At 33.9% G+C, this 20625-nt stretch carries 18 protein-coding genes; 2 read left to right on the top strand and 16 right to left on the bottom strand.

What is annotated here, in order from left to right:
- Positions 1-38 precede the first annotated feature (38 nt).
- Entirely contained in the window at positions 39-1043 is a 1005-nt protein-coding gene (bioB, locus tag QYS49_RS16485; protein ID WP_308348878.1) for a biotin synthase BioB, read from the top strand.
- A 282-nt stretch (positions 1044-1325) separates the two neighbouring features.
- Here bioB and QYS49_RS16490 read toward each other — a convergent pair whose 3' ends face one another.
- The gene (locus QYS49_RS16490; protein ID WP_308348880.1) at positions 1326-1628 is read right to left on the bottom strand and encodes a GIY-YIG nuclease family protein; all 303 of its coding nucleotides are present in this window, start codon (positions 1626-1628) and stop codon (positions 1326-1328) included.
- 727 nt (positions 1629-2355) lie between these two features.
- Here QYS49_RS16490 and QYS49_RS16495 point away from each other — a divergent pair.
- Entirely contained in the window at positions 2356-4017 is a 1662-nt protein-coding gene (locus tag QYS49_RS16495; protein ID WP_308348882.1) for an alpha-amylase family glycosyl hydrolase, read from the top strand.
- A gap of 305 nt (positions 4018-4322) precedes the next feature.
- Here QYS49_RS16495 and QYS49_RS16500 read toward each other — a convergent pair whose 3' ends face one another.
- The 15 genes from QYS49_RS16500 to QYS49_RS16570 all read right to left on the bottom strand — a co-directional run bounded on the left by QYS49_RS16500 (position 4323) and on the right by QYS49_RS16570 (position 20624).
- Entirely contained in the window at positions 4323-4658 is a 336-nt protein-coding gene (locus QYS49_RS16500; RefSeq protein WP_308348883.1) for a hypothetical protein, read from the bottom strand.
- A gap of 367 nt (positions 4659-5025) precedes the next feature.
- The gene (locus QYS49_RS16505; RefSeq protein WP_308348885.1) at positions 5026-5760 is read right to left on the bottom strand and encodes a M50 family metallopeptidase; all 735 of its coding nucleotides are present in this window, start codon (positions 5758-5760) and stop codon (positions 5026-5028) included.
- Positions 5761-5920: 160 nt separating this feature from the next.
- Complete coding sequence (locus QYS49_RS16510) at positions 5921-6439, bottom strand: hypothetical protein (RefSeq protein WP_308348887.1); 519 nt, start codon at positions 6437-6439, stop codon at positions 5921-5923.
- Positions 6440-6623: 184 nt separating this feature from the next.
- A complete protein-coding gene (locus tag QYS49_RS16515) occupies positions 6624-6911 on the bottom strand; it encodes a hypothetical protein (protein WP_308348889.1) in 288 nt (95 codons plus the stop codon).
- 357 nt (positions 6912-7268) lie between these two features.
- Positions 7269-8177: an SDR family NAD(P)-dependent oxidoreductase gene (locus QYS49_RS16520; protein WP_308348891.1), complete on the bottom strand. Its 909-nt coding sequence runs from the start codon at positions 8175-8177 to the stop codon at positions 7269-7271.
- 485 nt (positions 8178-8662) lie between these two features.
- Positions 8663-8791, bottom strand: coding sequence for a hypothetical protein (locus QYS49_RS16525; RefSeq protein WP_308348893.1), 129 nt, complete (start codon positions 8789-8791; stop codon positions 8663-8665).
- Between the two features lie 229 nt (positions 8792-9020).
- Complete coding sequence (locus tag QYS49_RS16530; RefSeq protein WP_308348895.1) at positions 9021-9371, bottom strand: 4Fe-4S binding protein; 351 nt, start codon at positions 9369-9371, stop codon at positions 9021-9023.
- Positions 9372-9522: 151 nt separating this feature from the next.
- Entirely contained in the window at positions 9523-10722 is a 1200-nt protein-coding gene (locus tag QYS49_RS16535; protein ID WP_308348897.1) for a caspase family protein, read from the bottom strand.
- A gap of 4 nt (positions 10723-10726) precedes the next feature.
- Entirely contained in the window at positions 10727-16096 is a 5370-nt protein-coding gene (locus QYS49_RS16540; RefSeq protein ID WP_308348899.1) for a cadherin domain-containing protein, read from the bottom strand.
- A gap of 11 nt (positions 16097-16107) precedes the next feature.
- The gene (locus tag QYS49_RS16545; RefSeq protein ID WP_308348901.1) at positions 16108-16866 is read right to left on the bottom strand and encodes a Ser-Thr-rich GPI-anchored membrane family protein; all 759 of its coding nucleotides are present in this window, start codon (positions 16864-16866) and stop codon (positions 16108-16110) included.
- A 689-nt stretch (positions 16867-17555) separates the two neighbouring features.
- Complete coding sequence (locus QYS49_RS16550; RefSeq protein ID WP_308348902.1) at positions 17556-18005, bottom strand: SRPBCC family protein; 450 nt, start codon at positions 18003-18005, stop codon at positions 17556-17558.
- A gap of 83 nt (positions 18006-18088) precedes the next feature.
- Positions 18089-18670 (bottom strand): Crp/Fnr family transcriptional regulator, encoded by a 582-nt coding sequence (locus QYS49_RS16555; protein ID WP_308348903.1) that lies wholly within the window; start codon positions 18668-18670, stop codon positions 18089-18091.
- Positions 18671-18970: 300 nt separating this feature from the next.
- On the bottom strand, positions 18971-19540 hold the full coding sequence (locus tag QYS49_RS16560; RefSeq protein WP_308351593.1) for an NAD(P)H-dependent oxidoreductase: 570 nt from the start codon (positions 19538-19540) through the stop codon (positions 18971-18973).
- A gap of 75 nt (positions 19541-19615) precedes the next feature.
- On the bottom strand, positions 19616-20182 hold the full coding sequence (locus QYS49_RS16565) for a Crp/Fnr family transcriptional regulator (RefSeq protein ID WP_308348905.1): 567 nt from the start codon (positions 20180-20182) through the stop codon (positions 19616-19618).
- A gap of 37 nt (positions 20183-20219) precedes the next feature.
- The gene (locus QYS49_RS16570) at positions 20220-20624 is read right to left on the bottom strand and encodes a response regulator (protein WP_308348906.1); all 405 of its coding nucleotides are present in this window, start codon (positions 20622-20624) and stop codon (positions 20220-20222) included.
- Position 20625: the final 1 nt, after the last annotated feature.

Below are 20625 nucleotides of genomic sequence, written 5' to 3' on the forward strand. Positions count from 1 at the left end.
TTATAATTCAGCATTGCTGACAAAAACAAAAAACTAAGATGACAGAAATTAGGAACGACTGGACAAAGGAAGAAATAGAAAAAATATATAATCAACCTATACTAGAACTTATCTATCAAGCAGCTACAGTTCACAGAGAGTATAATGATCCTTCGGAGGTTCAGGTTTGTACATTATTGAGTGTGAAAACTGGCGGATGCCCAGAGGATTGTGCTTATTGCCCTCAAGCAGCTCGATATCATACGGATGTTAAAGTCCATAAATTATTACCTACTGAGCAAGTACTGGAAAGTGCCAGAATTGCAAAGGAAAATGGCAGTACAAGATTCTGCATGGGTGCGGCTTGGAGAGAAGTAAGAGATAACCGTGATTTCGATAGAGTGCTAGATATGGTAAAAGGCATTAATGAGTTGGATATGGAAGTTTGCTGTACTTTGGGTATGGTGACTGAATCTCAAGCTCAAAAACTAAAAGATGCTGGTCTTTATGCTTACAATCATAATTTAGATACTTCAGAAGAGCATTATGATGACATCATCAGCACGAGAACTTATGATGACAGATTAGACACTATAGGAAATGTGAGAAAAGCGAAAATCTCTGTTTGCTCTGGTGGTATTATCGGGTTAGGCGAACAACATAAAGACAGAGTTGGAATGTTGCATACTTTAGCCACTATGGAAGAACATCCTGAATCAGTTCCAGTTAATGCTTTGGTTCCAGTTGAAGGAACCCCATTAGAGAAACAACCGAAAGTTTCTGTTTGGGAAATGGTAAGAATGATTGCAACTGCAAGAATTACTATGCCAAAAGCAATGGTGAGATTGTCTGCTGGAAGAGTAAGAATGAATCAGGAAGAGCAAGCTTTATGTTTTATGGCTGGTGCAAATTCTATTTTTGCTGGAGATAAATTATTAACCACTCCAAATCCAGAAGTAAACGAGGATGCGGAATTATTCCAAACGCTAAATTTAAAGCCAAGAAAGTCTTTCAAAAATGGAGAGCCATCTGTTGAATTTCAGCAAATCCCAGGGGTTAGTTAATTAGTAATTAATAATTAGAGAATTAATAATTAAAGGGTGGCTTTTAGCTACCCTTTTTTGTTTTTGATGAGTTCTGAATAGATGTATTGATATTTTAATCGAAGATTAAAATGGATAGATTCCTGCCTTCGCAGGAATGACGATCTTTTCTAACTTTTGAGTATAGTCTATCTAATTTATCTGTGCTGTAGGATTCTACAATCATTAACTAAATGAATAAGCCTAATACGGGCTTCATTCCTGTGAAGACAGGAATCTAATCTAATTGAAACAGCGTTTCAATTAATCCATATCAGCAACCTCATCATATAAATCCTTGAAAGTAGGATTCATCTCCTTGATTAACCGTATTTTCCATTCTCTTTTCCATTTCTTTATTTGCTTCTCTCTGATAATAGCCTCCTCAATGGATTCATAAAACTCATAGTAAACAAGATCTGTGCATCTATATTTGCTGGTAAATTTTGAACCTTCACCTATCATATGTTGATGTGATCTGACTGATAAAGTGGCCGTAACACCTATATATAAAGTTGAGCGGGAAATATTACTTTGAATATAAAGATATCCTCCTTTTGCTTTCATAAGGTCATTTCATGGTTGAATAATTACTAAAGTATAAAACATAAGAATGAATCACAATTTATATCTCGATATTTTAATCTTCGATTAAAATGGACAGATTCCTGCCTCCGCAGGAATGACGGATATTTCTAGCTTTTGAGTACTAGTTTAGACAATTTATCTGTTCTGCTCAATTCTACAATCATAAACTAACAGAATAAGCCTAATCTGTGCGTCATTCCTTTGAAGAAAGGAATCTTGTCTAATTGAAACAGCATTTCAATTAATCCATCAGCCATTAATGATGTTAAATTTTTGAATAACATCAAAACATAATACCAGTGATTAAAACACAATTCTTTTATTGATATTTTAATCTCCGATTAAAATGGATTGATTCCTGCCTTCGCAGGAATGACGATCTTTTCTAACTTTTGAGTATAGTCTATCTAATTTATCTGTGCTGTAGGATTCTACAATCATTAACTAAATGAATAAGCCAAATCCGTGCATCTTTCCATTGAAGATAGTAATGACGTTCTTTTCTAACTTTTGAGTAGGATCTTCATATTTTTCATCCGTTAATCAACTAACTGAATAAGTCTAATACGGGCTTCATTCCTGTGAAGACAGGAATCTAATCTAATTGAAATAGCGTTTCAATTAATCAAAGTGTCTTAAAAATTGCCAGAATCAATTTTTATTAGCAATTTCAATCCTTCGATTTTTATTTTAAAATACTACAACAATGAAAACCACCTCCCTATTACTTTTATTTATTCTACTTTTTAGCTGTAAAGCGCCAGAAGATCAAAAAACCACTCAAAAAGAAGCTCCTTTTTTGTGGGAAAATGCAACAGTTTACTTCCTTTTAGCCGACCGTTTTAATAATGCAGATACCACAAATGATTTCAACTTTGGAAGAGAACAAGATGGCGCCACTTTGCGCAGCTTTATGGGGGGAGATATAAAAGGTATCACTCAAAAAATAAAAGATGGTTATTTTAATGATTTAGGAGTCAATGCCATCTGGGTTAATCCTTTAGTGGAACAAATTCATGGATCAGTAGATGAAGGAACTGGCAAAACTTATGGATTCCATGGTTACTGGACCAAAGACTGGACAGCTTTAGATCCTAATTTTGGAACTATGGATGATTTAGCCGAATTGATAAAAACCGCACACGAAAACGGTATCAGAATTCTTTTGGATGTAGTGATGAATCATACTGGCCCCGTTACAGATCAAGATCCAATTTGGAAAGACTGGGTTAGAACTGAGCCAAATTGCACCTACCAAGATTGGGAAAGTACTGTAAAATGCACTTTGGTCGATAATCTACCAGATATTTTAACAGAGTCAGAAGAAGAAGTTGAACTACCGCAGCATTTATTAGATAAATGGGAAGAAGAAGGCAGATTAGAAAAGGAATTGACAGAATTGGATGAGTTCTTTGAAAAAACTGGCTATCCAAGAGCTCCGAAATATTATTTAATTAAATGGATTACGGATTATATCAGAGAATTTGGAGTAGATGGTTTTAGAGTGGATACCGTTAAACATACAGAAGCCGGAATTTGGGGTGAATTATATGCAGAAGCTTTAAAAGCTTTAAGAGATTGGAAAAATGAAAATCAAGAAGAGAAATTAGATGATCTGGATTTCTATATGGTAGGAGAAATTTACAATTACTCTATTTATGATGGTCTTGAATATACTTATGATGGAGATACAGCCATTAATTTCTTTGACGAAGGCTTTCACAGTATGATCAACTTCTCATTGAAATGGGAACTAAAAGACAAACATCCCGATATGATTTTTACTACTTATGATAGTCTTTTAAATCAAGGTGAATTGAAAGAGAAGTCTGTATTGAATTACCTTTCTTCTCATGATGATGGAAACCCATTTGATGCGGATAGAACTAATGTTTTTAATACTGCTAACTATCTAATGCTAGCACCAGGAGCTGCACAAATTTATTACGGTGATGAAACTGCTCGTTTACTAAATGCAGATGCAGAAGGTGATGCAAAATTACGTTCTTTAATGAATTGGGATGAACTGGAGACTGATGCAAAAAGAGATGATTATAGTATAAAAGAAATTCATAAGCATTGGCAAAAATTAGGGCAGTTCAGAAAGAACCATCCTTCGATTGGAGCAGGCCATCATCAAAAAATTTCTGATGCTCCATACTCCTTTAGTAGAACATTGAATCAAAACGACTTTAAAGATAAAGTAATGGTAGTGATGGCTGAAAATGTTAAAGAAATAGTGGTTGAAAATGTATTTATCGAAAATCAAGAAGTAAAGAATTGCTATACTGGAGAAACTTCAACCGTTAAAAATGGAAAATTAAAATTTGAAAAGGATAGTAGATTATTGCTTTTGGAAGGAGTATAAAAAACGAAAAACCCGCAAGATGCTGAATCTTGCGGGTTTTTGATATTTCTTATCCTTAAATATTAGCCTAGAAACTCAAACTGTATTGGTCTAAACTCCAGTTTTTCACTTTTGAAACTATTCAGTGACTGACAGGGCATTATGTGGAGTATGGCGTGAAAGTGGATTGTTAACACTTAGGCTAAAAAACTTTGGAGGATTAAAAGCCCTCACTTTCAATCTCAGATAAAGGTAGCAAAAAGTGAGAATATTTAAATTAACTGCTAACCGCCATTGTTTTTAGCTAGTGTTGTAAACAGTATTCTCTATTTAAACACTGAATTTTGCCAAGCATTTATAAGTTTTTCGCCTTGCTTTCGGTCAACGTACAGGATATTTACAGAGAATTCCTTTTTATCAAATAGTCTAGAATAAGATAGGGAATGAACTGTAATGCCTTGCGGATAACTAATTTCTATTTTAAAGGTTTGGAAAGCCAGACCACTTATCATTTGGACACTTGTAGAAGAATCTATAACTGCATTCGGTACTTGAGCTTTCCATGCTTGGAACAATAAATCATTCACATATTTACATGATTTCACATAATACCGACCACCTTTCCCATCGTAAGGCTGATAGTTTGAGTCTAAGTAGTTCATCTTACCCTTTTCAAAAGCAAAAATAACTTTAGCTTGATTTATAAATTCTTCTTCATAAAGGTCTGTAAAGGCTTCAGCGCCTTTTTACTGATCCTTTTGTATTTCACTTTTACTGACTTCAGTAAAGTCTTCAGGAATTACAATAGTCCATTTGAATTCTTCATTATAAAGCGTATCAGGCTCACTTTCAATTTATCCATAACTTATTGAAAGCACGAATAATAGAATCATGCTGCTGGAAATCGTCTTTCTCATTTATCTTATTCATTTTAAAAGCCAAATCAACAATTTGGCGGTATTGGTAAATAGCCCTAAGCTTTTGTAAATCACCGAACGCCCTATTTGCTACATACAGTGTTGTAAACAGTTATTTTCTCAATTTAACTAATTGCATATTCATCGCTTTTACCATTGATTTAGGCATTAATTCAGATAAACTATCATATTGTTCTTTAGTGTCTAAATTATAGTTACCCTCTTTCTCAAATTGATAAGTCAGCTTAGTAAAAAGACCAAAAAATTTATAATGCTCATCAGATATTAACAATTCAATATCGTCTTCATTAATATTAACATAAGAATTGTCTTTAGCATAATTCCCTAATATTCTTAATAGTGCTAATTCTACTGATCTTTCTGGGCCATTTTTAGTAAGTCTTTCATAACGCTTTCTGTCCGTAAAAAACATACCCGTTTTGTTTGGTATCGTTGTCACTAAAAAAATTCCTAATGACGCCAACGCGCCAACCAATAATACTTTCGAGAATTGAAATTCTGTGGTTAGGTATAAGGCTGCCAAAATGACGGCAAAAACAATTGAAGCAATTGGGCCTGCAAGGCATATAATTGCTAGTTTTTTTATATTGTCAGGTTTATCTTCAGTTGGTAATGTTGCTGCTAAGCCACCATAGTGAGCGACATTCTTATTTAAATAAACCCTAATTTTATCATGATTCTTCTTGATTCCTAAAGGTCCAACTACAAAGAGTTCAAACCTAAAACCTAGTTTCAATCCTGTAATTAAATGCCCTAACTCATGAACACCAAGTACTATAAAAACCATTACAATAGTGCAAAATGTTTCAATAATTTTTATTGTCATCAATGATGTAATTTAATTGGGTACAACGATTAGCTATGATGAGTAGGGATTAGAAAGCACTAAACTTGATTTTCCTGCAGAGCCACATCAATTAATAAATTTACACATTGTGGCTGACTTTCCAAGTGCAATCAAACTTTCCTGACTAATAAAACCCAATTCATTCATAGTTGATGTTGTAGTGCGTTTTTATTTGAAGCTCCTTTAGTGCTTTTTTTATAAAACCCTTGGCTATCATCAGCTTGAATTGGTAATAGATCATTACTGCAGACCAAATGAGAGTTGGAGGTGTAATGACGTTTAGGAAATCATTGTTAAGCCAGTTTAGGTTGTCTCTCATGCCATAAATATCAAAAATATACAGTATTGGAAAAAGCAAGGCTGGTATGATATAAAAGAACAAAAAAGGTTGCACAAATCTTGCCTTTAAGTGAATTGTTGAATCATGTTGATTTTCCGCAATCACACCCTTAAAACCAATTAGACTATAATTATAGATTGTGCCTCCGATAATTGGGCACATGAAATAGATTGTCTTCCAAGTTGAATGTCCAATCACTGCGGAGTTCGATTTAAATTTGCCATTGAAGAATCTAATTATCTCTTCTCTGCTTGCGTCCACATGCTTATCCCAATTATAAATTAACAAGAAAGCTCTTAAAAATTTCTGGAAAATCATGGTTTCAGTTACATTAATGCACTACAACGACTAGCTACGATGAGTAGAGATTAGAAAGCACTAACCTCTCAGCTCGCACATAGCCACGCCTTGATTTAAAATTATGAATTGTGGCGGACTTTCCAATCCCCACGAAAGTACCCTGAACGATAAAACCCCATTCATAGCATTTGTTAACGGGATTTTACCAATGAAATTCTCGGTCTTTGACTAAAGCATTCTCAGGAACATAAATGTCTGTAATAGTTGTTGTTGTGCTGGAAAATTGCTTGTGATTAAACTGCAATGTTATCTGTTCTTCCGTTAGTCGCAGAACCTTAAAAAGTTTGTAATTCTTTTCAATGTTCATAAGTTCAGGTAACTGTTGGCTTTCAATTCTAACGTAGTAGTTTCCTTTTTTATCTTTCGCGAATTCCCATGTCGCATTAAGAGTTTCTCCGCAATCTCTATTTTCACCAGAGTTGTTATGCATTGTCATGTCACCCTTATATGTTTCTCTGTGAGATAAAAAACAATCTCCCATGTTCATCCGGGTTTTATTATTGAATCTACGGGCTAATTTCCATGTTTTAGTTGAGTCTCCGGTTAACAAAAATTTCGCATTCTTTGGGAGTTTGTAAGGTGGTTTCTCAGGCTTGGAGCATGAGAGTTGTAAAGTCAACAATATGAGGAATAGAAAAATCAAATTCTTAGGCATTATTATGATGGTTTTAGGGTGAGCCGATAATGTTTGTAAAGGCACATACTTTACAAACATTAGGTACGGTAAAGAGACATCGTTTACAAAGTTAAATGGACATGGTTTACACTTTTTAAGCACTTTTTTGATTCAATTACAAAGGTTTTCTGCAATTTTACTCGTTTTTTCATCTTTACATAATCTAATACTATGCTCCCATAGTTTGTCTTGCAATGTCTGATTTAATACATCTTTTTTTTCTTTGATTACAATAAAATCGTTTTTCTTCCAAGTAATAATTTTTCCTGATTTATTTAAACTATCTTTCTGATTTTCTATAAACAGAGGAGCCATTATCTCACCACATTTTTCTACTGAAATAAACTGACCTAACCATTTCATTAAAGTCGCCATTGTTTTCATAAAATAAGGAATAATGTTAACCTGATTACTCCAGACAGTTTCTGAAATCTCAAAACCAATGAAAGACAATCTTGAATCTTTTTTTTCTTGATACAAGTTATGTAACTTATTTAGAAACATTCGTTTTGCAACCATAGCCTGATGAATTCCTTTTTCGAAGCTCCAATTATTTCTCATCTGTATATCATCCCAAAATATTTTATCCTTTACAGTAGTTACATTAAAAATAACCCTACCTCCATTTTCAGACTTCTCCAACAAATTCAATAACCCTAATGTCAACATAAATTGAGACAGATAATTTACCTGAAAATGTGAATCCATCCCATCACCCGTTTCAACACGTTTGGCAGCGTAGCCAATCCCTGCATTAATGAAAATACCATCAAGAAATTTATGCTTACTTTGAACCTCTTCTATTGCGCTCTTAACATCACTTAGTTTTGTCAGGTCGCACAAAACCATTGAAATTTTCGTATTTGAAGTTGTTCTTTTAAATTCTTTGATAGTTTCTTTACCTAATTTCTCAGACCTACAAAGTATAATTATTTCATTTTTTGGGTCATCCAGACCGGCTAATATTTTGGCAACGCCTTTACCTATTCCATTTGTGCCTCCAGTAATTAATATTTTCATTTTCACCTCTTTTTTTTGTGAATATTCCTCTTATAAATTCGGATCTGCGTATGCCACACAAAATTCTATAAAGTAATAATAGTTACTTTATATAGCATACACTTTTTTTTCCTTACCCTCAGAATAATATTTAAAATTAAGCTTATGGTTTTGGCAATTGGTGCACTATAAATATATAGGATTATTCTTTAAATACATGCTAAAAACACAGGAGTTAGTCGAAATGCTTGGCAATTGATGCTCTAAAAAAGTCCAAGCGGACGCTTAAACTATTGCTTTCAGCTAAAAACCACTAAAACCAAATAATATTCTTCCCTAAGAATTATTTTTAAGTCCTAAAAAATATTATTTTGCCCTAAATTATTTTATAGCTTCCTAATTTAGGAAACTCAAGTCCTATAAAATATTTTTGATTCCTAAGTTATATTTTTAGATTCCTAAGACTTAGGGAATGTTTTTTAATGCTTAGGAGGTAGTTTTATAGCTTAGGGCTTATTGAAATATCGAATGTAATAACCTTTTCTTTTGTTACCATCCTTCAAAAAAACAAATTTCCCTGTTCTATAGACTTCATCCACTAATTCTTTCAAATGAATATAGGCTTTGTCCCTCATGGTTTTAAGATTGGCTTGGACATATTACTTTCTATTGGTTTGACAATTTTCTTGATCAGAAAATAAATATCTCCAAAAGTATATAGCAAGGAAATTATAATAGTTTTTAATTGGTAGGCTAAAAGGACTTAAAATAAAACAATATTGTAAAATTTATAAAATTACCGAAAACAAAAAACCCGCAAAGTTCAAGACCTTGCGGGTTTTAATATTTCAAAGCATAAAGATTTTACTCTTTATGCATCCATTCTTTTTTAGCCATTAACTCGCCATCTGTTTCTTCATTATCTGGGTCATCCACACAACAATCAACAGGGCAAACCGCTGCGCACTGAGGCTCTTCATGGAAACCCGTACATTCCGTACATTTTCCAGTTACTATATAATAGAATTCATCTGAAACAGGCTCCTGCATTTCTTCTGCATCCACCTCTGTCCCATCTATTAATTTGGCTTTACCGGAAAGCTCAGTCCCACCAGACCAATTCCATTCAACGCCACCTTCATATATTGCTGTATTAGGGCACTCTGGTTCGCAAGCACCACAATTAATACATTCATCTGTTATCATTATTGCCATAACTGAAAAAATTTAAGCTTTAAGCTAATTTAGTTGCTATAACAACAAAATTACAAATAATAAGTTTGACCCTACAATACAAATCAAGAAAAAAATAATTTTCTTTTAAATTAAGTGATTCTTCAATCAAGCTCCTTCGCTTATGCTATACCTAAAACTCCTGTCCTACAAAAACAAAATCACTTAACGACTCATTGTCTCCAAAAGTACCGGTTCTTGGTGCTGGTTTTAATCTTTCTAAATAAGTATTGAGCTCTGTTAAGGTAAGAATTCGATCAGAGCCACCTAAACTTTTCAAGGCCTCTAATAATTTTTTTGCAAAAGGAGAATGCTCACCAGGTATTCCATCTGAAACATATTCCTTCCCACCTGAAGTTAAATATCTTCTGGTTTTATACGAGAGCTTTCGTGCCAACATTTCTTTATCATCTTGCTCAAAAGATTCTAAGCCTCGACTCGAAGCAACTCTAGGATCAAAAGTTCCTCCAAAGCAAACATCCATGGTAAGGAAAATATGTTCACATGGAATATTATTTATGACCGACCTTAATCGGGCATGAGAAATATATGAAGTTTTACTCTTATCATTTGCTAAAGAATTTTTAGCAACAACATACCCCTCTCCAAAATCTTCATCAAATTGACCATGGCCTGCAAAGAATATCATGAGCTGATCCTGAGGTTTATAAGATTTTCGATTGTACTCCAGAATCTTTTCAAACACCTCATTTTGGGTTGGGTTTTCTACAACCTCCACTTCGAAGCCGTACAACTTCTTCAATTGCTCGGCTATGGTTTTTCCATCATTGATCGGATTCACCAAATCTGACCAGTTATCATATTTATTGGTTGCAAATACCAAAGCATAATCTTTTCTATCAATGGAAACCGCATCTTTAATGGCATCCATACCAACTAAAACTGTTCGCTGAGATAAAATTACCCCACCTGAAATGGAGGTAGCTCTCACCTCAAAAATGATGTCCCCATCAGGGAGAAATAGCTCCTCTTCCAGCATCATTTCTTTCTGACCTGCGGTAATGGTAAACTGCTTCTCCCCTAATTTAGAGTGATCCTTCTTTTTAAATGCTTCCATTGAAACAGACTTTAAGCCATCAGAGGCCTTTACTTTTGCTTTAAAGACCACTTTATTTTCTGTACTATTGGTATATTCCAAATTAGGATTTATCCAACTTATACTTGGCATCACCATTTTATCTCCCGCTTTGGCGCTTTCATCAATTTTAATGGCTGCCGTTTTAGAAGAAACAGCTTGCGCAATGCCTCCCATAGCATGAAGAAGCACTATAAATAATGCTAGTATATATTTAAAAATTACTGACTTTTTCATTTTCTTAATATTTTATGATTCTTCCCATCTTTTTGATAGTACTATTATTTTCTGTAATGGTCAATTGGTATAAATAAACTCCATTGCTAAATGAAGTACCATTCTCTGCATTTTGATTAGCTCCATCAAAAGACAATAATTGATATCCAGCTTTCAATTCCCTATTCCATGATTTTTTTGCTACTAATTTTCCATTAAGATCCATAACTTCAATCATAATGTTAGCATTTCTCTGATCAGAAATATTTACAGGAATAAATAAATCGGATTTAAAAGGATTTGGATATGGAGCTCCTATCATGGAGGTACCTAAATCAAATCGACCTGTGGAAAAACGGTCATATATCAATTTAAACTGATGTTGGTTTCCACCTCTAAATTGGTATTCTGAATGCTCTGTTAGATCAATCTTTTGCAAGCCTTCTAGGTCAATCAAATAGAATTGGCCTTTGAGAAAATCATTAGCCTCCCAGGAAAGACTGCTAAACTGATCTTTATTTTGTACATTAACCGTAAAGCTCCATACATGGTAATCCTTTTCTCGCACAACATCCCATCGATAGTTATCCCATATTGACTCCGGCTGTTTGAAACTAATTTCAACATGATTACCTAAAGCTGGAGGATTGGCTTGGTCTAATCCATCTAAACCGTCACTTGCCTCTTTATGCATAGCCACTCCACCTTCTGCATGAAGTTCGCCTTGTGTCAGTTTAAAAGCTAATTCAAGGGAAGATTCCGTTTCAGAAGCTAATGATGCCTGCCTACCACCTAAATTATTGGTCACATCCGCCTCTATATTTATATCCTCCTGTACCAAAATAAAAGCACCTTGATGAGGAGCTAAAGTTGCCTCAGTAGTATAACCTTCAGAACCAAACATATATAAATCACCAATTGTAGGGTATGTGCTCTGAATTAAATTCCAGTCAATACTAACAGGATATGGGTTACCGATTTGATTCCATCCAGCTTTTAATTTCCATACTGCCTTATCACCTACTTTATAAGGATATACATTTCCACCTCCAAAATTAATTATAGGGTCTTCTAAGGTGGTACTAAACCAATAGGCTAAACCTGGTTCTATGGTTCCTAACGATAGGAACTCCTCGTAACTTTCTTTTTCCGGATCCCAATGATACACCTTAAAATTCCCATCGGAATACGTTTCTCCTAAAGAAGTTTCGAAAATATCTCTTATTGACTGATTTTGCGATTGAATATTATAGGGTACAGAAAACATTCTGTAATCTGCGCTCTTTTTTCCTTTTCCAATATTTTCTTTTGGAAGGGTCGCCAGAGCACTTGAAGAAGTTATCTCCTTATAAAAATATACTGTATCAGAAGCTGTGCTATTACCAGAAGTATCCACTGCAATTATTCTGGCTTTAAGTCCAAAAGCATCTCCCTGCTCAAAAGGTATGCTACCTGTAAATTGACCGCCATCCAATTCAATAAGGTCCTTCTTTGTAAATTCTATACTGGTTACTGGACCATATTCTAATTCTACACTTTCGATAAAAATATCATCCGTAACGCTACCACTTATCTCATAACTATTGTCATCCTCCTGAACTGAACGATCACCTCCAGTAACTCCTGTTATTTCAGGAGGAGTAGAATCTTCAAATTCTTTTACATAAATAGTAATTTCCTCAGTAAGGCTAAGGCCTCCGTTGTCTTCACTGATCACAACAACAACGAAACTTTCCTCCGTACTGTCTTTCAAATTAGCATCCAAAATAAGTCTATCAGTTGCTATACTGAACAATTCGTTATCGTTACTAGAACTATTACTTGCAAGAGAGTAGGTATGTGTATCAGCTGCATCATCCTCTGTGCTCAATACACCTATCTCAGTACCAGCTGTTGCCACATTAAACACACTATCATTAGAGATATTGATGTTAGTAGGCGGTGTATTGGCTGATTCAGAGACTAGTTCGATCTTAAAAGTCTGTACATAGCTGAGGTCAATATTAACCACCTCTATTTTGATCTCATATAAGTTATCGGCTGCTTCATCAAAAGTTAAATCTGTGGCTGCTTCCAATGCATATAAGCCATCCTCGTTAAGGAAGGTAATCTGAAAATTCGAATTGTCTGGAAAATTGGCATTGTCTACCAAAGACATTACATAATCCTCTCTGGAATAAAAATTGCTTATATTATTTCCTAAATCTTCATCTCTTAATTCAATATTAGATACCTTTTCTTCAAAAGAAAGGCCACCTTTGACACTTGTTCTCTTCATAACAAGCGTGTCAACAGGATCATTGATATCTAATAATTCAATTTCAAAGGTCTTTCCGTAGACAGCACCTGATATATCACTTACTTCAACATATATCTCATAAAACTTATCATCTACTTCAAAATTTAGTGGGGCAGCCAGTGCTAATTCATCCCCTGTTAAAATTTGAAATTTATCATTGGATAGAGAATCTTTAGGAAGATGGAAAGTATGGTTATCAGTTGCGTCTTCATCTACCGCACTCAGTTGACCAGCAATAGCATTACTGCTTTCTTCATTAACACTATTCCCAGATAAAGTAATATCAGCTGGGGCATCATTTACATCAACAACATGTATTGTAAAAACACTATCTATAGTCTCCCCTTCTTTGTCAGTTAATTGTAACTTAATTTCATAAATGGACTGACTTTCAAAATCAAATTCATCAACAGATTGAACTAACTCATTATTCGTATTTATTGAGAATGCAGTATTATCCGGAAAATTAGTTTCATCAATCAAAGAAAAACTAAAGTCTTCTGTCTCATCAGGATCTTCCCCGTCTAGGGTTCCAACAACAGTCTCATTGCTTTGGTTTTCGTCAATGCTATCGCTGCTTAAAATAATACCTATTGGCGGATCATTAGCATCTGTAACACTAATACCTAAAACCTTACTAAAGGTAGCCATTTTGGGGTCTGTGGTTTGAACACGTATACTTAAACTTGAGTTGGCCTCAAAATCAAATGAGTTTATTGCAAACAAAGAATCAGCTGAAATTTCAAAACTACTGTTGTCACCATCACCATTTCCAGAAACTAGAGCATAAGTAAAATCTACATCATCCGTATCATCATTATCCTCGTCAGCATCTGCATCTTCTGTATCTAAAGTTCCCACTAAGGTTCTTTCAGTGAGATTTTCCGCTATGCTATTATTATCTAATAAAATATCGGTAGGAACCTCGTTTTCTTCCGTAATATTAATAACAAAGGCTTGCTGATAGGTAGCCCCTCCTTTATCGCTTACCTCTAATGTGATAGAATATTGTGATTTTAAAGCTGCATCAAATGTAGTATTAGACACTAAAACAGAATCAGATATACTAAAAGAAAGATTGTCAGCATCAGCTACCCCAGGATTAGTATTAGAGACCACAAGTGAATAAGTGAAATTATCTGTTTCATCCTCATCTACCGTTTCTATACCTGCTACAGGATCCCCTATGGGTAGACTTTCCGAAACATATTCTGTGGTTAAATCCAATCCTGTAGGCGCATCATTGACATCATTGATATTAATAGTAATTGCCCGACTTCGACTATCACCATGAGGGTCTGTCACTTGCACACGGATTGCCCATAGTGTATCCGCTTCATAATCGGGTACTTCAACCAAAGATAATTGACTACCACTCAAAGTCACTTTGCTATTGTCTGATGAACCTGTACCGGATACTAGCTGGAATGAAAGATTGTCATCATCTTGATCAGTTGCAGAAATTGTCCCCAAAACTGTGCCTTTTGCTTCATTTTCATCAACCGAGAAAGAAGCGGGAGAAGGGTTTCCTGGTCTTTTGTTGAGTTTATAAAGGAAATTCATGTCTCGTACAGCTGTGTTAATACCAGCAGCTTGAGCATCAGCGTCAGTATAGGCGTCAGGCATCTGTAAACGAGAAAGTGAATATATGGTACCGTTTAAATTTAGAATTCTTTTAGGATAAGTAGAGTATTCAGGCAAAACCTCGGTAACTTCCAATTGCTCAAGAATAGCTTGTTCATAATCTGTATTAAAAATTTCTTCAGCTACTTGAAAACCTTTTTCATTTTCTATAAATACTTCAAAGCCATTGTCCTTGTTTGCTGCTGCAAGGTAAATCCCACTTGTTGAATTGGCATAAGTATTATGAACGCTATAATCTTCTATGGGTATTTCTAACTTAAATTGCAGATTTGTTGTCCCATTGGCAATATCGACTACACTTACCTCTTCTACAGGATTTGTCAAACTTCTAGTGGAAAGGAAAGCTAATTTATCTACTAAATCAACATTCAGTAATGGGAAATTTGATTTAACTATGTTATTTTCGTTCCGCTGATTTAAATCTGAATCAAATAATAAAACTTCAAGGTTTTTAGTTTCGAGTGCAACTAAGTTAGGAGTCAAATTCAATACATTATTCAACCCATTTTTCAAAAACAAACCATCTGGTCCTAAGTCACTAACCTTTTTTTGCAATTCAAATTTTGGATCAAAAACGTAAATTTGCTGATCTCCCGGAATGAAAGTACAGAAAAAATCATCCCCAAATGTGAAGTGATTCTTCATCCCTATTCCAGCCTCTATCACCTTTACAGTTTCACCCTTCTCGCCAGTGGCTGTAGTCAAATCTTTTGCTGCACTCACAAATACAGCTGCATCATTAAAAATTGCCAAGTCATGACTGAATAATTCAGTGATGCCTGAAGCATTAGTAGGAGAATCTCCCATTGTAATTTTATACAAGATTGAGGTCTTAAAATCACTAGTTTTATAATCGACAAAAAACAAAACATTAGTAGAAATAGCACCGTGTTTGAATTTTCTAAATGAAAAAATCTCTCGAACCTCATTGTATTTTGATTCTCCAATACCACCCGTAGATAGCATCGTTTTTTCATTCACTTTTTCTACATAATACCCTTGTCCTTCAGGGATAAATTCTAATATTTCGCCCTGATTATTGAAAGAGTTAGGTACTAGATCACTTAACAAAGCATAGCCAGCCCCTAAAGCAACTCTGTTTTTATCATAAAGATTGTAGACAACAACGTCAGATGGCTTTTCATTTACCATCATGCTATAAACACCTACAAATTCTCCTGAACTTACCTCTCCTACATCCGCTTTGATTCCATCAATTAAAACATTGATTTTTTCATCCACCGGGTTATAGCTATAAATAGTTCCTTTCCCAAAAGCAAGAAGTTTTCCTTTGTATTCGATTACATCGGAAATAAACTGCTTATTAAAGTCAATAGCTCTGAATTTGTTAGTTTCATCCGCATCTTTAAAGCCTCCATCGAGCTTCTGAGCAGCTAATGGCTCTACTTTAAAAAAACAAAGTGCTAAAATTATAAGTATATATTTACTCATGATCTCAATATTTAATTCTCATTTAAATTAGGTGGGTTCTGAGGGTTTTCAAAGCCGCTTTCTTCAGATTGTAGATAGGGAAGAAGAAAATAAATACCAGCACCTACAATCGCAACTGGTGCAATTTGCAAGGCTAAAGGTATTTTCCGTTTAATGGCAAATTCCTTTGAAAACACAACATCATCTTTATTATTTTTATCCGAAATACGTAATCTATAATTTTCCCCAACTTCTGTCTTCTTTGGAATATTCAAGACGTACTCTCCAACATTAGCAATATTTGAAAAAACTGCAACCTTGTTATCTTCTTTGTATAAATCAATATTTAAAATATTACTTGATGCGCCACCTGTCCAGGTAATTTCATAGCTTTTCCCTCTTTTTAAAGATTCGTAATTGAAATCATCCAACTTTACAAAAGGGATATAAACTCTGCCCCTAATTTCAATATTAATATGGTCATTGAAATCCTGTCCAAATTCTTCAAATGGATCCCAGATAATTTCTTTACTGTCTCCTGGATAAATCTCTACTCCTAAATCACCTTTTACAGCTTGTAAGGGTGAAATGAAATTGTCTTTAGAACTATAAATATTAATTTGATAAGATCTATCATTTTTACTATCCTCCAATTTGTAAAGGATATGAACTTTGGCCTCCTCAAAATATATTTCCTTTATTTCAACATTTTGACCGTGAACGGACATAACCCACAGCCCCCCTAAAAGTGTCAAAAAAAAGTGTTTACTTATTACAGAAAAAATACGCATCTTGATAAATTTTAAGTTTTAGCAGTGCAAATAATAATAAATACTATTCTTATGCAAGTTAAACATAATTTGGTATTATTGCATTATTTAATTTAATTTTTCTAATTATTGTATTAGTAAATACACCATATTTATATAAAAAAGTTCAAAATCATTGATTTTTTTTTAAAAAAAATAATCTAGCCTTCTCTCAGACCCCCACTTATTAAAGGTATTCGCTATTTCTGTTTAGGCATCTGATTCCCTTTTATAAATTTAATCTGCTTAATAATAAATAATACTCAACGGATGAATTGAATGACTTTATATTGGTTTGAGTAATATAAATCAGTGTAAAAAAAACTGTAGATAAGTCTTTACTTTATTTGAATCATTTTTCTGATAAGGAATTGTCTACCGAAGTGAGTCTATATTGATTTGAACTAAAGAACTAGAGGCTAAAAGGAAATAAATCCCAAACAAGGATAGGACTCTTTTCACTATATTGACAGTTATCCTTATGGCTGGATAAATATTTTTTAATTCAATAATTAAGGGTGAAAAAGCAAATTCTTTAACTCATAATATTTTTAAATTATTTTTATGAATTAAAAAATTTTCTCAGCAATCAATAAAGAGAAATTTAAAGCTTCTGATCGAGGAATTAATTAGAATTTAGAGGAGCTTAAGTAATTAATTCAAAACATAGATTACTTTTCATTAAATTCTAAAACTTTGTTCTCTGCCAGCTCCTTCAGTGCCAGATTCATTTTCACAAAATTCTCTTCTGTTTGCTTCCCTATCTTCTTCAAAATCATTTTACTTAATATTCCTGAAAAATGCTCTCCATGAAATAATGTAATTTGGTTTTCACCAATGCTTTCAATTTTAAAATAATGTCTACCATCAAACACTCCTTTAAACCATAGGCTCCCTAACCATTCAAAATAGTTATTTTCTTCCACCTTTATAATAACTGGCTTAAATTTCATGATATCCTGCCCGTTTTTCATGGTGTTGGCAATTCGGCTACCCTCTTTTATTTCTCCTTCGCTATTCAATATAAATGGATTCCAGTTTTTATACTTTTCCAGATCCGTTAAAATATTCCAAATCCGTTCTTTAGAAGCTTTGATTGTAATTTCAGTTTTAATTTCCATGAGCTTAATTATTTCTTTATGCTACAAAATTAAGCTAGGTAGGAGATCATTTCCATTAACATAAGATAATAAATAACATTGATTTAATCCTCCTTATCCATCAATCTTTTACGAATTCGGCTCAAGCTGACTGGAGTAATTCCTAAAAAGGACGCGATATAATGCTGAGGCACTCGCTGCAGCAAATCTTTATTGGCAGTTTCAAATTTTAGATAGCGTTCTTCTGGACTGTCTAAAATGAAGGAGGATAAAATCCTTTGGGCATTGATAAATCGTTGCTCCGCCATTTTACGGGTGAAAATATGCATGGCCGGCATCTGCTCATATAATTGGTTTAAGCTGTCCTTCGTGATCACTAATAATTCACAATCTTCAAGGGTTTCCAGAATTTGTAAACTTGGGGTTTGAGTGAGAAAACTATCATAGCTACTTGAGAACAGGTTTTCTTTAAATAAGTAACCTGTAATTTCTTCTCCATCTTTAGGATAAAATAATCGGATGATGCCCTTGTTAATAAAATATAACTCATTAGAAACCTGACCATAATCTACCAATCTAACCTTTTTAGGCACTTTTTTATATATGAATGCTCTTTCTAAAAAATTCTTTTCCTCCTCAGTAGTATCTATAAATTGAGCTATAGACTGGTGCAGCTGCTGGTACATAAATATTACACTATAATAAATGAGATAGCATTTTAACCAAAATTTTGAATGGTAGCAAACAAATCAAATAAGTCTGTTTGCAAATTTTATACTATCAAGGCATTTATCATCTCATTCATCTTCAAAATTCTGCATTGCAGCATTGTATATTGTTTTTTTTTATCTCATATAATTTATCATCACTTTGTACTACAAAAGTTATATAAAATCCTTGGTGTGTCTGTTGAAAGTCATCTGGAACCATTTCAATTGTTCTTTTTATAATTCCAAATTCAAATTACCACGTAAAACCATATTCTATTAAGCTAGTTTTTTTCCTAATTGCATTATTTGATTCAGCCATTTAGTCCTTTTTGTTTCATCTGAGCCTTTAATGATTCCAATATAAGTTACTTTCACCGGGTTCACACCACAAAACTGTAAGGTTGATTTCTTCAATTGATTCGTACTGGGTTGACCAAATAAAAGTTTGTAAAGCCAGCCAGGTTGATCCAAGGTGGTAATTATCCTAGCTGATTTCCCCTTTAGAAGTTTGTCCCAAAAAAGAGATTTCTCCCTGTATTGAAATACAAAACCAGGTAAAAAAAGCCTATCAATAAATCCTTTCATCATGGCTGGTAATCCACCCCACCAAACAGGATGTATCCAAACTAAATGATCAGACCATTTAATTGTTTCCCATGCTTCAAGCAAATCAGGTTCTAATTCTGTTCTTTTTTGGTAACCGAATTGCAGGTTCGGGTTGAAATTTAAATCAGCAATAACCAATTCTCTTATTTCAGCTCCTGAATTTTCTGCTCCTTCCTTATATGCTTTTGCAATTCCAAAATTGAAAGCATCCTTATTGGGATGACCGTTTATTATAAGTATTTTTTTTCTGCATTAACTTTTCCATTTATTCCGTAAATGTAGTTATGCCTAATCCTCCAACTTGAGGACAAATGTCTAAAAAGTAATTTCTTTTCTGATTCTGCTTAAATGTCTTTGTGTTATACCTAAATAAGAAGCCAAATAATGCAAGGGGATTTTTTGAAGGTATTCTGGCTGATTTTCAAGTAAGGAGATATATTTTTGAACGGCCGTTTCATTCTGAAGCTGAAACACTCTTTTTTCCAGCTCAAGATATTGCTGTTCAGCTACTATTTTTAAGAACCTCGTCCAACTGAAACTTTGATGCATTATTTTTTCAATAGCATCTTTTTTAACAACCAATAAATCAGCATTTGAAATAGCTTGTAAAGTTTCCACACTGGCATTACCGGTTATAAACGAAGAATAAGAAGCCAATAAATCATTAGGGAATCTGAAACAATAGGTTATGTCAAAGCCTTCAGGGGATATGTAGTAGGAGCGGAAAATGCCCGATTTTATAAATGCTATTTCATTGCATTTTTCTCCTTCATTAACAAAGAAGTCATTTTTTTTTAGCTTCCTAAATTCAAACAGTTGTACGAAACCTGTAATTTCATCCTCACTAAAAACTTCAAAACTTTTAAAATATTCCTTTATCATGAATAAATCTAAATATATCAAAAGAATGCATATTCAATCAAACTATAACAAAATTTTCATTCGCTACTTTCCAAAATATTTCAGGCGTTAGTGGTTTGTGTACAAATTCTTTCACAACCGGAATTGTGGCAGCCCTATTTCTATCGTCTGGATTATCGCTAGTTGTGAGTATAGTTACTACTGCCCTATCATGAATATCCTTTGATAATTCATTGTATTCTACCAAAAATTCCCAGCCGCTCATACCCGGCATATTAAGGTCTAAAAAGATAATTCCTGGCTGCGGATAGTATTTATAATTGCCTTTGCAAAGCAAAAAGTCAAGACCCTCCTTTGCTGATTTCACAGATTGTATATGTACATCCACACCTTCTTCTTCTAAAATTAATTTATGGTAGAAGTTTGTTGCTTCATCATCGTCAATGAGCAAAATGCAATTCAAT

This window comes from Marivirga salinae, assembly GCF_030503855.1.
In the GTDB taxonomy this organism is placed as follows: domain Bacteria; phylum Bacteroidota; class Bacteroidia; order Cytophagales; family Cyclobacteriaceae; genus Marivirga; species Marivirga salinarum.

Bases quoted from the DNA above. Each gene is read 5' to 3' on its own strand.
- bioB (WP_308348878.1), top strand. From the start codon at position 39: ATGACAGAAATTAGGAACGACTGGACAAAGGAAGAAATAGAAAAAATA.
- QYS49_RS16490 (WP_308348880.1), bottom strand. From the start codon at position 1,628: ATGAAAGCAAAAGGAGGATATCTTTATATTCAAAGTAATATTTCCCGC.
- QYS49_RS16495 (WP_308348882.1), top strand. From the start codon at position 2,356: ATGAAAACCACCTCCCTATTACTTTTATTTATTCTACTTTTTAGCTGT.
- QYS49_RS16500 (WP_308348883.1), bottom strand. From the start codon at position 4,658: ATGAACTACTTAGACTCAAACTATCAGCCTTACGATGGGAAAGGTGGT.
- QYS49_RS16505 (WP_308348885.1), bottom strand. From the start codon at position 5,760: ATGACAATAAAAATTATTGAAACATTTTGCACTATTGTAATGGTTTTT.
- QYS49_RS16510 (WP_308348887.1), bottom strand. From the start codon at position 6,439: ATGATTTTCCAGAAATTTTTAAGAGCTTTCTTGTTAATTTATAATTGG.
- QYS49_RS16515 (WP_308348889.1), bottom strand. From the start codon at position 6,911: ATGCATAACAACTCTGGTGAAAATAGAGATTGCGGAGAAACTCTTAAT.
- QYS49_RS16520 (WP_308348891.1), bottom strand. From the start codon at position 8,177: ATGAAAATATTAATTACTGGAGGCACAAATGGAATAGGTAAAGGCGTT.
- QYS49_RS16525 (WP_308348893.1), bottom strand. From the start codon at position 8,791: ATGAGGGACAAAGCCTATATTCATTTGAAAGAATTAGTGGATGAAGTC.
- QYS49_RS16530 (WP_308348895.1), bottom strand. From the start codon at position 9,371: ATGGCAATAATGATAACAGATGAATGTATTAATTGTGGTGCTTGCGAA.
- QYS49_RS16535 (WP_308348897.1), bottom strand. From the start codon at position 10,722: ATGAAAAAGTCAGTAATTTTTAAATATATACTAGCATTATTTATAGTG.
- QYS49_RS16540 (WP_308348899.1), bottom strand. From the start codon at position 16,096: ATGAGTAAATATATACTTATAATTTTAGCACTTTGTTTTTTTAAAGTA.
- QYS49_RS16545 (WP_308348901.1), bottom strand. From the start codon at position 16,866: ATGCGTATTTTTTCTGTAATAAGTAAACACTTTTTTTTGACACTTTTA.
- QYS49_RS16550 (WP_308348902.1), bottom strand. From the start codon at position 18,005: ATGGAAATTAAAACTGAAATTACAATCAAAGCTTCTAAAGAACGGATT.
- QYS49_RS16555 (WP_308348903.1), bottom strand. From the start codon at position 18,670: ATGTACCAGCAGCTGCACCAGTCTATAGCTCAATTTATAGATACTACT.
- QYS49_RS16565 (WP_308348905.1), bottom strand. From the start codon at position 20,182: ATGATAAAGGAATATTTTAAAAGTTTTGAAGTTTTTAGTGAGGATGAA.